The sequence below is a fragment of the bacterium genome (genome assembly GCA_016703265.1).
Lineage (GTDB): Bacteria > Krumholzibacteriota > Krumholzibacteriia > LZORAL124-64-63 > LZORAL124-64-63 > CAINDZ01.
Genome location: JADJCK010000009.1, coordinates 282662 through 296067, shown reverse-complemented (window position 1 = coordinate 296067; position 13406 = coordinate 282662). Strand labels below are relative to the sequence as shown.

Annotated in this window: 14 protein-coding genes; 9 read left to right on the top strand and 5 right to left on the bottom strand. The window is 68.5% G+C overall.

The window, feature by feature from the left end:
* The first annotated feature begins 1 nt into the window (after position 1).
* Together IPG61_17120 and IPG61_17115 are read left to right on the top strand one after the other, a co-directional pair.
* Positions 2-739 carry an NTP transferase domain-containing protein gene (locus IPG61_17120; protein ID MBK6735761.1) on the top strand — a complete coding sequence of 246 codons (738 nt, stop codon included), beginning with the start codon at positions 2-4 and terminating at the stop codon, positions 737-739.
* A 118-nt stretch (positions 740-857) separates the two neighbouring features.
* Positions 858-1169: a hypothetical protein gene (locus IPG61_17115; GenBank protein ID MBK6735760.1), complete on the top strand. Its 312-nt coding sequence runs from the start codon at positions 858-860 to the stop codon at positions 1167-1169.
* Between the two features lie 424 nt (positions 1170-1593).
* Here the strand turns inward: IPG61_17115 and IPG61_17110 are convergent, their stop codons facing one another.
* Together IPG61_17110 and IPG61_17105 are read right to left on the bottom strand one after the other, a co-directional pair.
* A complete protein-coding gene (locus tag IPG61_17110; protein ID MBK6735759.1) occupies positions 1594-1902 on the bottom strand; it encodes an isoamylase early set domain-containing protein in 309 nt (102 codons plus the stop codon).
* A gap of 138 nt (positions 1903-2040) precedes the next feature.
* Positions 2041-2739 carry a type 1 glutamine amidotransferase gene (locus IPG61_17105; protein ID MBK6735758.1) on the bottom strand — a complete coding sequence of 233 codons (699 nt, stop codon included), beginning with the start codon at positions 2737-2739 and terminating at the stop codon, positions 2041-2043.
* A 303-nt stretch (positions 2740-3042) separates the two neighbouring features.
* On the opposite strand from IPG61_17105, the gene IPG61_17100 reads away from it, so the two are divergent.
* Genes IPG61_17100 through IPG61_17090 form a run of 3 tightly spaced genes read left to right on the top strand, consistent with a single transcriptional unit; the run spans position 3043 to position 6905 of the window.
* On the top strand, positions 3043-3933 hold the full coding sequence (locus IPG61_17100) for a hypothetical protein (protein ID MBK6735757.1): 891 nt from the start codon (positions 3043-3045) through the stop codon (positions 3931-3933).
* Between the two features lie 22 nt (positions 3934-3955).
* Positions 3956-6256, top strand: coding sequence for a hypothetical protein (locus IPG61_17095; protein MBK6735756.1), 2301 nt, complete (start codon positions 3956-3958; stop codon positions 6254-6256).
* Positions 6189-6905 carry a peptidylprolyl isomerase gene (locus IPG61_17090; protein ID MBK6735755.1) on the top strand — a complete coding sequence of 239 codons (717 nt, stop codon included), beginning with the start codon at positions 6189-6191 and terminating at the stop codon, positions 6903-6905. The genes IPG61_17095 and IPG61_17090 overlap by 68 nt, the downstream gene beginning before the upstream one ends.
* Before the next feature lie 155 nt (positions 6906-7060).
* Here IPG61_17090 and IPG61_17085 read toward each other — a convergent pair whose 3' ends face one another.
* A complete protein-coding gene (locus IPG61_17085; protein ID MBK6735754.1) occupies positions 7061-7750 on the bottom strand; it encodes a hypothetical protein in 690 nt (229 codons plus the stop codon).
* 305 nt (positions 7751-8055) lie between these two features.
* On the opposite strand from IPG61_17085, the gene IPG61_17080 reads away from it, so the two are divergent.
* A complete protein-coding gene (locus IPG61_17080; GenBank protein ID MBK6735753.1) occupies positions 8056-8604 on the top strand; it encodes a nucleotidyl transferase AbiEii/AbiGii toxin family protein in 549 nt (182 codons plus the stop codon).
* Positions 8601-8864: a hypothetical protein gene (locus IPG61_17075; protein ID MBK6735752.1), complete on the top strand. Its 264-nt coding sequence runs from the start codon at positions 8601-8603 to the stop codon at positions 8862-8864. The genes IPG61_17080 and IPG61_17075 overlap by 4 nt, the downstream gene beginning before the upstream one ends.
* A gap of 101 nt (positions 8865-8965) precedes the next feature.
* On the opposite strand, the gene IPG61_17070 is transcribed toward IPG61_17075, so the two are convergent.
* Together IPG61_17070 and IPG61_17065 are read right to left on the bottom strand one after the other, a co-directional pair.
* On the bottom strand, positions 8966-9418 hold the full coding sequence (locus tag IPG61_17070) for a DUF1569 domain-containing protein (protein MBK6735751.1): 453 nt from the start codon (positions 9416-9418) through the stop codon (positions 8966-8968).
* A 284-nt stretch (positions 9419-9702) separates the two neighbouring features.
* Positions 9703-11256: a sigma-54-dependent Fis family transcriptional regulator gene (locus tag IPG61_17065; protein ID MBK6735750.1), complete on the bottom strand. Its 1554-nt coding sequence runs from the start codon at positions 11254-11256 to the stop codon at positions 9703-9705.
* 212 nt (positions 11257-11468) lie between these two features.
* On the opposite strand from IPG61_17065, the gene IPG61_17060 reads away from it, so the two are divergent.
* Positions 11469-12557: a sulfate ABC transporter substrate-binding protein gene (locus IPG61_17060; protein MBK6735749.1), complete on the top strand. Its 1089-nt coding sequence runs from the start codon at positions 11469-11471 to the stop codon at positions 12555-12557.
* Positions 12558-12566: 9 nt separating this feature from the next.
* A complete protein-coding gene (gene cysT, locus IPG61_17055) occupies positions 12567-13406 on the top strand; it encodes a sulfate ABC transporter permease subunit CysT (GenBank protein ID MBK6735748.1) in 840 nt (279 codons plus the stop codon).

Genomic DNA, 13406 nt, shown 5'->3' with positions numbered 1-13406 from the left:
CATGAACAGCGACCTCGAACAGGCAGGCACCGCCGCGGTCTGCATCGTGCAGGCCCGCATGGGCTCGCAGCGCCTGCCCGGCAAGATGATGGAAGATCTGTCCGGGCGCCCCCTCATGTGGCACATCCTGCAGCGCGCGCAGCAGGTGGGCGCCGGGGTGCCGGTGGTGCTGGCGACCACCGACCACGAGTGCGACGACCCGCTGGTTGCGGTGGCCAATGCGATGAAGGTGGCGGTGGTGCGGGGCCCCGAGCACGACGTGCTCGGCCGGTTCCTGCTGGCGCTCGATCACTTTCCCGCGCGCTGGGTGGCGCGCGTGTGCGGCGACTCGCCCCTGTTCGACCCCGTGCATCTGGCGCAGTGGCTGGAACTGGCCCGTCAAGAGGGGGCCGATGTGGTGCGCTTCCGCGACGGCGTCACGTCGCTGCTGCAGGGGGGCGAAGTCGTCTCGGCCCGCGCCCTGCGCTGGAGCCGCGAGGCCGCCGGCAACGATCCGCTCGCCACCGAGCACGTCACGGCCTGGGCCATGCGGCACGCACCGGCCCACCCCGAACTGATGGTGACGGCCTGGGCCGAGCCGCCGGCCGAACTGGTCGCCACGGCCAAACTCTCCATCGACACCGCCGACGACCTGGCCCGCATGCGCCGGCTCTACGCGGCGCTCTGGGACGGCGGCGAGCCGCTCGACCTGCGGCGGGCGGCAGCCTGGCTCCGGGCGCAGTCCGGCGGGGACGCCTGAAATGGCGCTTTTGCCGGCAGAACGGGAACTCACACCAAAAAATGTATGTTATCCGCCATTCGCGCCGGGCGAACCCGCCCGGCAGCTCCGTTGCCGACAGGGAAGGACCGTTGCCGATATGCACATCGCCCTGCTGACGTCCGCCATGGTGCTGTGGGCCGTCGCGGCCCTGGCCCAGCCCGAGAGCCGTCCGGCCGCCGCGAAGCAGATCACCCTCGCGCCCCCGGACGAACCTGAATCCGGTTCCGAAGCCAAGCCCGCCCCGCCCCCGCTGGCCGAGTTCACCAGCCTGACCGACACGCTGCCGCGCCTGCGCTACCTGGCCGACGGCCTGGTCACCTTGAACGACCGCTGTCCGGTGCGGAAGGTGAAGCTGAACCCGCGCATGCAGGCGGCCTACGTGAACGGCTTCCCGGTCGGCTTCTGCTGAAGGCCCTGTGCGAAGGCTTTCGTGCAAAGCCCCGAGCTGTTCCTGAACGACCTGGGTATCAGCGTGAAGTGCGTGGTGGAGCCGGCGAAGGACGCCCTGCTCGACGAGAAGCATCGCGTCTTCGTCAACTGGGAGACGTATTACCTGTCGAGCGATGCCGCCCTGGCGAAGTTCCGCGCCGACCCGCTGAAGTACGTCGGCACGGTCACCGACCCGGTCACGCGAGCGCTTCCGTCCCGATCGCAACCACCCGAGGCTGGTGCGCGACGGCCGCATCATCTGGTTCACGAAGGTGGAAAACGTCGAGCGCTTCCGGGCCGGCCCGGAAGCGTACATGCCGCCGATGATCGGGATGCAGGGGGATTGACCCCGGACCAGGAAGCAGAGGCAAAAGGCGCCGTCGCGCAGGGCGGCGGCGCCCGGCCTAGACCGCGACCACCGAGTTCTCCGCGCCGGGGATGCCGGTGGGCCGGTAGGTGTCGGCCGCCCAGTCGTTCTCCCACACGCGCCCGTCGATCAGATACCGGGATTCGTACTCACGACCCGGCTCCAGCTCGGGGGTGATCTTGAACTCGCCCGACTTCAGGCGGCTCATGGGCGTGGCCGCGGCATCCCAGCCATTGAAGTCGCCGACCAGGTACACCGACTGCGCCTCGCGCGCGGCCTCGGACGGCAGGCTGAAGGTGACCTTGCTCACGTTCTTGGTCTTCAGGTAACGCTTCTGCGGACCCATCGGAACCTCCTTGTCCGTGGATATGGATATCTCAGATCACTGAATTCCCGGATAACAAAGGGAACGTCGGCTCCTGCCGCAAGAACTTCACCAATTTCTAACTCCTGCACGGCGTTTTGTGGATAATGATTTTCATAATTATATCCTAATGAATTCCATCAGTCGATCCGCCAACGAGTTACCGATGCGGCAGCGTTCCGCCAGGTCTGCCGTCAAGGCGTTCTCCGCCATCACATAAGGACCCGGGCGAAGGGAATCGGGGCTGTGCGCAAGCACCGCCCGGACCCAGTCCGGGGTGGCCTCGGGATGGAACTGCAGGCCGAAGACCCGTCGCCCGAGCTGCATGGCCTGGTTCGCACATGCCTCGCTGCGGGCCAGTCGCACCGCCCCGGAGGGCAGTTGGAACGTCTCGCCGTGCCAGTGCAGGCCGGTCAGGCGGGGTGGGAAGGGGAACAGGGGTGGGCCGGAAGACTGCGGCGGCACGGGCACCGCCTCGACCGGCCACCAGCCCACCTCGCGCTCGGGGTTGGGGCCCACCGTGGCGCCCCGCGCGGCGGCGATGAGCTGGGCCCCGAGGCAGATGCCGAGCACCCCGACGCCGCGGTCGATGACGCGGGCGATGAACGCCTTTTCGGCGACCAGCCACGGCAGCGTGGCGTCATCGTTCACGCTCATCGGGCCCCCGAGGATCACCAGCAGGTCGATACCGTCGGGGTCGGGCAGCGGTTCGCCGGCGAACAGGCGCGTGCACGTGACCTCGGCGCCGGCCCGGGCCAGCCAGCCCTCGAGGTGGCCAAGGTCTTCATAGGCGACGTGCTGCAGCCAGTGCGCGCGCATGGTGCTTCCTTCCCGGATGGCGAAATATCTCCCCGCACCGGCGCCGTTGTGGCAGGATGAGCGATGGCGTGCCACGACGAGCCGGTCGCCGTCACCATAACCACCGGTTTGCCGCGGCGTCTACCATTGCGCGGAAGCGGGCGCGGGCTCACGAGCTGCGCCGTGTCCGGACCATGTGTGAACCCCGGGGGGTGCCTGATGCGGAAGCCGGGATGGGGTCAATCGCGTTCAGCGCGGTCATTGGCGATGCTTGGCTTTGTGTCCATGCTTGGTTTTGTGGCAATGCTGGCGGCGACTCTCGCTGTGTTATCGCCCGGGCGTGCCGCCGCGCAACCGGCGGATGGGCCGTGGTCCGGCGTCACTGTCACCGACCAGCAGGGCTGGACGCTGCGCAACGTGACCCTGCTGCTGTCGGCCGACGGTGCTTCGCTGATCGTCGTGCGCGGCGACGGTGCCGAGAAGGAGCTCGCGTTCGCGGATGTCGCGCTGGTGCTCGACGCCGAAGGGCGGGACATTACCGACGAGGTGCTGACAGGCTTCGCGGTGAGCGACGAGGAATCGGAGGTCGTGGAAGACGCGCCGGCACCGCCGGTCGCGGGCGCCGCGGACGGCAATCCGGAGTTCGCACCGGCTCCCATCCGCAGCACGTCGCGCAGGCCCGGCCGCGCCGCGCCGCCGCAGTTCGGCTTTGCTGTCGATCTCGGCGGCGGCGTGGCCGACGTTGCCGGCGACTGGTTCGCGAACACGGACGATGGCGCTTTCATCCAGGGCGGGGTGCGGGTCGGGCTGTCGGACCGGCGTTATGCGCACTTCATTGTGCGCCAGCAGTCGCTGGGCAGCGCCACGTACTACTACGGTTACGACATCCCGCCGATCGAGGTCGACATCGACATGGGATCGTACCAGTTGCTCATCGGTCGCCACACGCCGCTGCGTTCGGCCGGGAATCTGCGGTCGGTCGGCTACTTCGAGGCCGGTGGCGGCATCATGCGCGTGACCGGCGATGCCGGCCGGTTCGCCGATTCGCTTTCGCGCTTCGGCTTTGCAATGCAGGCCGGGCTCTGGCTCATGGCTTCCGACGACGTGGCAGTCGATCTTGGCCTGCACGCCTTCTACAAGCCGGGCTGGATCTCCGACGACGAGGCCGGCGGCACCTCGCTGGGCCTGCACGTGGCCGGCATGCTCATTCGCTGATACCCGGACGGAAGGACTGTTCGTGTTGCGTCATCTCCTGAAGGCCGCGGTCGTGTCGCTGGCGGTCGTCCTGGCGTCCACCGCGGTCGCCGAGCCCGTTCACCCCTTTGCCCAGGTCGACCTGGCCGCCCTGGCCATCCCCGTGACCAGTGCGCACCCGCGCGAGTTCATCTTCACCGACAAGGGTGCCGCGCACCTGGCCGGCGAATGTGTGGGCGTCGACACGCGCAGCTACCACGGCTTCTACATCGCCATGCACGAGGTCGTCGACGGCTGGTCGCTGCGCCTGGAAAGCGGCGTGGAGCTGGGCGCGGCCACGGCGTCCGAGGCCGAGGTGACGCCCGACCGCCTCGTGCGACGCCATCGCCTGCCCGACGGCGGCGTGGTCACCGAGACCGTCGAGCTGTTCGACCGCGAGAACGGCTTCCGCGTGCAGTGGGACGATGTCCCGTCGGGCGCGTTTGCCGTGGTGCCGCGCGTCGACATGCGGTTCCTGTGGAAAGTGGAGCAGCCCGGCTACGAGACGCGCTGGAACGGCGATGCACTGCTGATGTGCCGCCAGGACAAGCTGACCGCCGCGCCCGACCCGGCGCACCCGGCCTGGCTGGCCATCGCCGTGCGCGGAGCCGACCGCTTTGAGCCCGACGGCCGCAATGTCGAGACGCGCTACGCGAAGGATGCCGCGCGGCGTGCCATGGAGAAGGCCTACCCGCACTTCCCGGGGGCCATCGGCGGCCGCATCCCGCCGCAGGTGCCGAGCGGTCGCGTGGAGGCCGTGTTCGCCGCCGACATGAGCGCCGAGGCGGCGCAGTCGCGCGCCCTGCGCCTGCGCGGCGAGGCCTTCGACCTGCTCGCGGCCCGGCGCGCGCGGCTGGAGAACCTCATCACGCAGACGCGCGTGACTACCGGCGTGCCGCGCGACGACCAGGCGCTGGCCTGGGCGCGCGTGTCGCTCGACAACCTGATCATGAACCAGCGCGGCCCGGGCATCTACGCCGGCTTCTACTGGTTCACCACCTACTGGGGCCGCGACACGTTCATCAGCCTGCCCGGCGCCTGCGTGACCAGCGGCGACTTCGGAACGGCGCGCACGCTGCTGCGCGGCTTCGCCGGGTTCCAGGAGAAGGATCCGGCCAGCAAGCGCGAGGGCCGCGTGCCCAACTTCGTCACTGTCGACGAGGTGCAGTACGCCAGCATCGACGGCACCTGGTGGTTCGTGCGCGCGCTGGATGAACTATGGCGCCAGTCGGGCGATGACGCGTTCGCGCGCGAGCTGGCGCCGGTGGTCTGGCACGCCGTCACCGGGGCCGCCCGCCACGCGCAGGACAGCGAAGGCTTCCTCACGCATGGCGATGGCGAGACCTGGATGGACGGCGGCGGCGAGCGGAATCCGCATTCGCCGCGCAGTACGCGCGCGGTGGAGGTGCAGGCGCTGTGGCACCGCGGATTGCTGACGGCGGCGCGGCTGGCCGAGCGGTTCGAGGCGAAGCAACCGTCCGCCGCGCCGCTGCCCGACTTCCAGGCCATGGCCGACCGGGTTGCCGCCGGCTTCGGGCGCCGCTTCTGGGTCGACGGCCGCCTCGTCGACCACCTGAACGCCGACGGCACGCCCGACACGCAGGTGCGCCCGAACGCGATGCTGGCGGTCATGGCGTCGCCGTCGCTGTTCACCGCCGCGCAGCGCGCGCGCATCACCGACGAGGCGGCGCGCGAACTGGTGCGCCCGCACGGCGTGCTTTCGCTGACGGCCGCCGACCCGGCCTTCCACCCGAAGCACGTCGACCTGGCGAAGTACCACTACGACGAGGCCTACCACAACGGCGACGTCTGGCTGTGGCTGTCGGGCGCGTACGTCTCGGCGCTCAACGAGCCGCGCGGGGGCTTCGGCCAGACGCGCATGCTCCTGGACGAGATCCTCGACGAAGGCGCCGTCGGCACCCTGCAGGAGATCCGCGACGGCGCCCCGGCCGCGAGCAACGACGAATTCGGCGGCGCCACCAGCCAGGCCTGGTCGCTGGCCGAGCTGCTGCGCAACGTGGTGCAGGACTACGCCGGGCTGCGGGTGGACCTGACGGCGGCCGAGCCGGTGGTCGAGTTGCGGCCGTCGCTGCCGGAAGCGTGGCCGTCGCTGACGCTGGCCACGAACATCGGCAATATCCGCTGCGAGATCGCGGTGCCGGGGGCCGCCGGGCCACCGGAAATCCACTTCAACCAGCAACCGGATCCGCGCTGGCGGTTCACCTGGCTTCGCCGGGATGGAACCCGGGTGCCCGGGCGCGTCGGGGAGTACGCCGACGCCTGGGCGGTCCGCTTCGGGGATTAGGGCGTTCGATTTGAGGCTGCGCGAGCGCCGCTTTGGGTTATCTTCGGGTCATTCGTCCGGGGCCAGCCTGGTCCGATCGGGCCAGCCCGGTCCCGCAGGTTTTCGCCAGGGCCATTGCGCCCGCCACCACCGACAAGGAGCCGCCGTGGCCAACCTCAAAGCCGTCATCGAGACCGACAAGGGCGTCATCAACCTGCTGCTGCACGATGACCAGACGCCGCTGACCGTGGCCAACTTCGTCAACCTGGCCCAGCACGGGTTCTACGACGGCCTGAAGTTCCACCGCGTCATCAACGATTTCATGATCCAGGGCGGCTGCCCCAACGGCACCGGCACGGGCGGCCCCGGCTACCGCTTCAACGACGAGTGCACGCCGCAGCTGCGCCACGACGGCCCCGGCGTCCTGTCGATGGCCAACGCCGGCCCAGGCACCAACGGCAGCCAGTTCTTCATCACGCACGTCGAGACGTCGTGGCTGGACGGCAAGCACACGGTGTTCGGCAAGGTCGCGGGCCCCGCGGACATGACGGTGGTCAACGCCATCCAGGGCGGCGACACCATGAAGAAGGTCACCATCGAGGGCGACACGGCGCCGCTGCTGGCGAAGATGGCGGCGCAGGTGGCGGAGTGGAACAAGAAGCTCGGGTGACGTTCTTCGTCAGTTGGTGATGAATGGAGTACGGGGACTGTCCTCGGCGCTGCGCGCCTGCGGATTGTCCCCGTACTCCATTCATCACCAACTGACGGGAAACGTCGTCTGGAAAGCGGATGACTGGAAGCGCCTTGTTGAGTGCACCCTCCATGTCAGCGGTACAGGGCCTTGACGCCGCCCCACGTGCTTGGTTCGGCTTGCACGACGCCATCGTTTGAGTTCAGCAGCATGCAGGGCACGCCCCAGCCGTGCGAGGGGCTCGTAAGCGACGTGGACGGGATGAAAGTGCCCTGGCCGTCGTGATAGCCGGGCAGCAACGGCGCGCCGGTGGACAGCGGCGCAATGGTGAAGGCCATGACGCCATACGGGAACGGCGGCATGGTGGCGGCATCGAGCGTGAGCGGACATTGCAGCAGGGGCACGTGGAGGCCGGACATGGGACGCAGCACCGGGTAGGTGACCATGAAGTCGTCACCGGTGCCGGCATTGACCGCGCCGTCGCCGAGCAGGAGCAGCGGCCCTGCGGTGCCCTGACCTGTAGCCTGGAACCGGCACTGCCAGCCCGACATGGTGGTGGCCGTGGGGCTGACCAGCACGAGCCACGCCGTTGGCGTCGCCGTCTGGGAGTTGGCCCACCACATCTCGATCTCGGGAATCGGTCCGTTGAAGAGATCGACCGTCTCGTCGAAGTAGATGCGCAGCGCGTTCGGCGTATGCGCGTAGCCCCACGACTGCTGGTCGAATCCATCGTAGTACTGGGCCGCGGCCTGTCCGCAGATCGCTGCGGTCAGCAGGATGGTCAGCAGGGCGGCCGGCAGGATGGCGCGGGTCCAGTGCTTCATGGTGACATCCCCTGGCTGGTGAAACGGAATGGCGTACGGCTTTGAGCATATCATATCAAGTGGATGTCCGGGCCTATTGGGGCCCCCGGCTTGTGCAGCCGAAATTGTGTCTGGGCCGGATCGTCGCCTGCCGGGGCATTAAATATTGATATTTTGGATTAAAATTTGATGCCGACGTTCGGGGCAACGACCGAGATCGAGACGTCGGCTGCGCGGACACAATTTCGACGGCACAACCCGGGCACCGAACTGGGCCGGACGATCGCGAGCGGCTACAATGCAACGTCAAAGCAAGGAGCCCCGCGGTGAATGAAGAACTGGAATTCCTGCGCTACATGGCCGACAAGCTGGACGAGGCTCGCCTGCCCTACATGCTCACCGGTTCGATGGCCATGATGTTCTACGCCGTGCCCCGAATGACGCGCGACATCGATTTCGTGGTCGAGTGCCGCTCCGAGGATGTGCCGCGGCTGCTCGCGGCGTTCGCGCCGGACTGCTACGTGAGCGAAGAAGCGGTTCGGGATGCCGTCGCGCGTCCGGGCATGTTCAACATCATCCATGTGGAGTGGGCCATCAAAGCGGATCTGGTCGTGCGCGGGGCGTCGGAGTACAGGGAACTGGAGTTTTCGCGCCGACGCGCGCTTGCCGTGGGCGAGCTTTCGATTGCCGTGGTCTCGCCTGAGGACTTGATTCTATCCAAACTGGACTGGGCCCGTGATTCGGCTTCGGCAAGCCAGTACCAGGACGTGGCATTGCTACTGGCGACAGTCCCCGACCTGGACCGTACCTATCTTGATCGATGGGCGGACGCGCTGGGCGTCCTGGACAAGCTTCACGAATTGGGGAACCCATGAACGATACGCCGCCGGCAGTCGACGCGATGTATCGCGAGCTCTTGATGAGAAAGTCCCCCGCTGAACGTGTACGCATGGCAGCCAGCATGCACGATGCGGCGAAAGCTATTCTCCGCGCCAGCATTCCCGCTGATTGTCGCCGTAATGAGGTGGACCTGCGCATCGAGGTCTTTCGGCGATTCTATCGTCAGGATTTCAGTTCTGAAGAGATGGACCGGATTGTCGAGGGATTGCGCGCGCATCCGCGAAACAGGCAATGACGATGTGACGACTCTTGAGTTGCGCCGGCGCAAGTGCTGCCCAGACGCAAGTGCTGCCCAGACGCAAGTGCTGCCCAGACGCAAGTGCTGCCACGGTTCCGTCAAACCCCGAACTGCCCCAGATGATGGTCCAGGTGCTTGTAGAACAGGTTGCTCCACTGCTGCCTCGTCAACGGGCCGAAGGACAGTGACTCCAGGCCGTCGAAATGACTGCCGCCCAACTGCTGCGTGCGTCTGAGGTGGGAGACCAGGCGATCGCGCTCCGCGGCGAAGTTCCGCGTGTCCTGGACCACGAAGCCACGACCGGTGGGACTGTTGTGGCGGTAGGGCTTCTCGTTGATGCATGACGGCTTGACGAACAGCTTCAGGAGCAGGCGCAACGGCGCGGCCGGCCGCGGGTGGTTGCCATCGTAGACCATCTCGTAGGGCACGCAGCAATGCGCCAGCATCTGGCCCACGGTCATCCGGCCCCAGAGGCCGCGCGATTCCGGCGTCAGCGACTGGATGCGGGTGATGAGCTCGTCGGTGACCTTGGGGTCGAAGACATCCTTCAGCATCGGCTCCACTCCGGCGGTGAGGCGGTGCCCCGTCCCATGTGGGCACTTGCGCCGGCGCAAGTCGCCGGCGCCGATCGCCATTTTTCACTATTCATGCGCCGGCGCAACCCGGGCCATTCGCTCCGTCGATCCCTGCTCCGTCGAATCTCGCTCCATCGAACCTGGCTCCGTCAATCGCCGCTCCATCGACCACCGCTCCATCGGGCATCGCTCCCTCGACCCTCGCTCCTTCGACAGCTTGGCCCAGTCTTCCCTGACGATTGCGCCGGCGCAATTCCTCCTCAGCGTTCCGGGCGGAACGCCTGCCATTCGATGCCCAGTTTCCGCATCCGCGCACGCAGAGTGTGCGGGTTGATCTTCAGCAGCTTCGCGGCGCCGTGCGGTCCCTCGATGCGGCCCTGCGTGGCGGCCAGCACGCTGCGGATGTGGCGCGCCATCGCCTCGTCGAGCGTGGCCGGCGCCGACGTACCCGCAACGAAGGCCGTCGATTCGCCCGGCGCGAGCTCCGCGGTTTCGCCGGGCGCCGCCGCGCGCGGCGCGATGCTGCCGGCGTGGCCGAGCGCCTTGGCCACTTCCAGGCGCCTGCCGCCGCCCAGGATGACGGCGCGGTCGATGACTGAACCCAACTCGCGCACGTTGCCGGGCCAGTCGTAGGCCGCGAGCAGCGCCAGGTCGGCGGGCGTGGCGGCCGGCGGCCGCAGGCCGAAGTGGCGCGAGGCGCGCTGCACGAGCATCTCTACCAGCGCCGGGATGTCCTGCGCGCGTTCGCGCAGCGGCGGCAGCACCAGCGGGAACACCGCCAAGCGGTACCAAAGGTCGGCGCGGAACTCGCCGCGCTGCACCATCGCCGGCAGGTCGGCGTTGGTGGCGGCGATCACGCGCACGTCGACGGACAGTGCCGACTCGCCGCCCACGCGCGTGATGAGCCCGTCCTGCAGCACGCGCAGCAGGCGTACCTGCGCGGCCTTCGGCAGGTCGGCCACCTCGTCCAGCAGCAGCGTGCCGCGGTCCGACTGTTCGAACCAGCCGCGCCTGCGGCCAACCGCACCGGTGAAGCTGCCCTTCTCGTGCCCGAACAGTTCCGAATCGACCAGGTCGGCGGGGATGGCCCCGCAGTTGACGCGCGTGAACGGGCCGTTCGCGCGGCGTGAGCGTGTGTGCACGGCGCGCGCCACGACTTCCTTGCCCGACCCGGTCTCGCCGAGGATCAGCACCGGCAGGTCCGAGCCGGCCACCATGCCGACCCGTTCCATGACGCCGGCCAGGCCGCCCTCGACGCCGACCACGTCGTCGACCATCTGCTTGCGGCCGAGCCGGGCCAGCAGCGATGTGCGGTCGGCTTCGGCGGCGCGACGCAGCGCCGTCAGCTCGCGCAATCGACGATCGTTCTCCAGCGCCGCGGCGAACGGCTCCTGCAGTTCCGCGCAGAGGCGGCACACCGCCTGGTCGGCCTCGACGCCGCCGCGCAACAGCACCAGCAGCACGCCGCGCGCCCCGGGCTCGCCCGGCAACGGCACCGCGACCACGTCCGCCGGGTGCGACGGGACCGGCACCGTGGCCAGCAGCGGGGCCAGCGCAGCCTGTGGCGTGGCGCCGCCGGGGCAGGCGCAGGTGTCGTTGGCGGCAAGCCAGGCGGCCAGGGCCCTGGCGTGGGCCGTGTCCAGGTCGAGCCGGTCGCCGTCTGCCAGCAGCGTGCGGCCGTCACGGCGCAGGCGCCAGACGCGCAGGCCGGCGATGGGCAAGCGCCCACCCAGCCAGACCGCGGCCCGGTCCACGAACGAGGCCAGGTCGAGGTGCAGGCTGGCTTCACGCCAGAGTTCGTGGAGATCGGACACGCCACCGCCTCCGTCCGGGAATCCAGCAAATATAACGGTAACGGCTTTGTAAAGTCACGGAAAATCCGTGGCGCATGATGGTTGGCCCGCCGGCACCCCGTCGTTTCGTTGTCATCAAACCAGTTGACGCCATGTGGGCCATGGCCCGAGGCTTGCGTTTCTGACAGACCGTCAGCAATCAGGGGAGCCGGCAGATGTGGTATTCTGGAAATATGAACCTTTGGCGTCGCATCCGCGCCCGCGCCCGGGGCACCTGTCCGGCCGTCATCCTGGTGGCCTTGCTGGTCGTGTCATGTGCGCCGGCGCTCGCCCGCGACGCCGACGAACTGCTGAACGTCTCCTACGACCCGACGCGCGAACTCTACGGCGAGTACAACCAGGCCTTCGCCGCCCACTGGAAGCAGGAGACCGGCAGGTCGCTGACCGTCGACATGTCGCACGGGGGATCGGGCAAGCAGGCGCGCGGGGTCATCGACGGGCTGCAGGCCGATGTGGTGACGCTGGCGCTGGCCTACGACATCGACGCCATCGTCGATCACGCGAAGCTGCTGAAGCCGGACTGGCAGAAGCGGCTGCCGCACAACAGCGCGCCCTACACCTCGACCATCGTGTTCCTGGTGCGCAAGGGGAACCCGAAGGGCATCCGCGACTGGGGCGACCTGGTGAAGCCGGGCGTGGAAGTGATCACGCCCAACCCGAAGACGTCGGGTGGCGCGCGCTGGAACTACCTGGCGGCGTGGGCGTGGGCGCTCAAGCGCGAACTGGGTGACCTGAAGAAGCTGCACGACCCGGCGCAGGCCGCAGCCGTGACGGCCGCGCAGGGCAAGGCGCGCGCGTTCGTCGGCGAACTGCTCAAGCGCGTGCCGGTGCTGGACTCGGGTGCGCGCGGTTCCACCAACACGTTCGTGCAGCGCGGCATCGGCGATGTGCTGCTGGCCTGGGAGAACGAGGCGTTCCTGGCCGTGAACGAGCTGGGGCCGGACAAGGTCGACATCGTGGTGCCTTCGCTCAGCATCCTGGCCGAGCCGACGGTGGCCGTGGTCGATGCCAATGTCGACGCCCACGGCACACGCAAGCTGGCGGAAGCCTACCTGGAGTGGCTGTACTCGCCGGAGGGCCAGCGCATCGCCGCGAAGAACTTCTATCGCCCGGTGCGGCCGGAGACGGTGGACGCCGCGCTGCTGAAGCGGTTCCCCGCCATCGAACTGGTGACCATCGACGACGTCTTCGGCGGCTGGAAGCAGGCGCAGAAGACCCACTTCGACGACGGCGGCGTGTTCGACGCCATCTACGCCAGATAGGGAGAGCCGGTGCGCTGGCCGAGGCGACAACACTCCGTGCTGCCGGGCTTCGGGCTCACCCTCGGCTTTGCCGTCGTCTACCTGTCGCTGATCGCGCTGATCCCGATGGCGGCGCTGTTCCTGCGCTCGCGCGGGCTGGGCTGGGGCGGGTTCTGGGAGACGGTCACCGAGCCGCGCGTGCTGGCGGCGTGCCGGCTGAGTTTCGGGGCGGCCTTCCTGGCCGCGACCATCAACGCGGTGTTCGGGTTCATCGTGGCCTGGACGCTGGTGCGCTACCGGTTCTTCGGCCGCCGCTTCATCGACGCGCTCATCGACCTGCCGTTTGCCCTGCCCACGGCCGTGTCGGGCATCGCGCTGACCACCATCTACGCGCCCAACGGCTGGTTCGGCCGCGCGCTGGCGCCGCTGGGCATCAAGGCGGTGTTCACGCCGCTGGGTGTCGTCATCGCGCTGACGTTCATCGGCCTGCCGTTCGTGGTGCGCACGCTGCAGCCGGCGCTCGAGGACCTCGAGGCCGACGTGGAGGAGGCTGCGGCCAGCCTGGGCGCCTCGCGCACGCAGACGTTCCGCCGCGTGATCTTCCCGGCCGTTGTCCCCTCGCTGCTCACCGGCTTCGCGCTGGCCTTCGCGCGCGCACTGGGCGAGTACGGCTCGGTCGTCTTCATCTCGGGCAACCTGCCGAACCGGACGGAGATCGCGCCGCTGCTCATCGTCACGCAGCTCGAGCAGTACGACTACGAGGGGGCCACGGCCATCGCCGTGCTGCTGCTGGTCATCTCGTTCACGATGCTGCTGCTGATCAACGCGCTGCAGCGGTGGTCCGGCCGTCGCCACCTGCGGGGGGCCTGA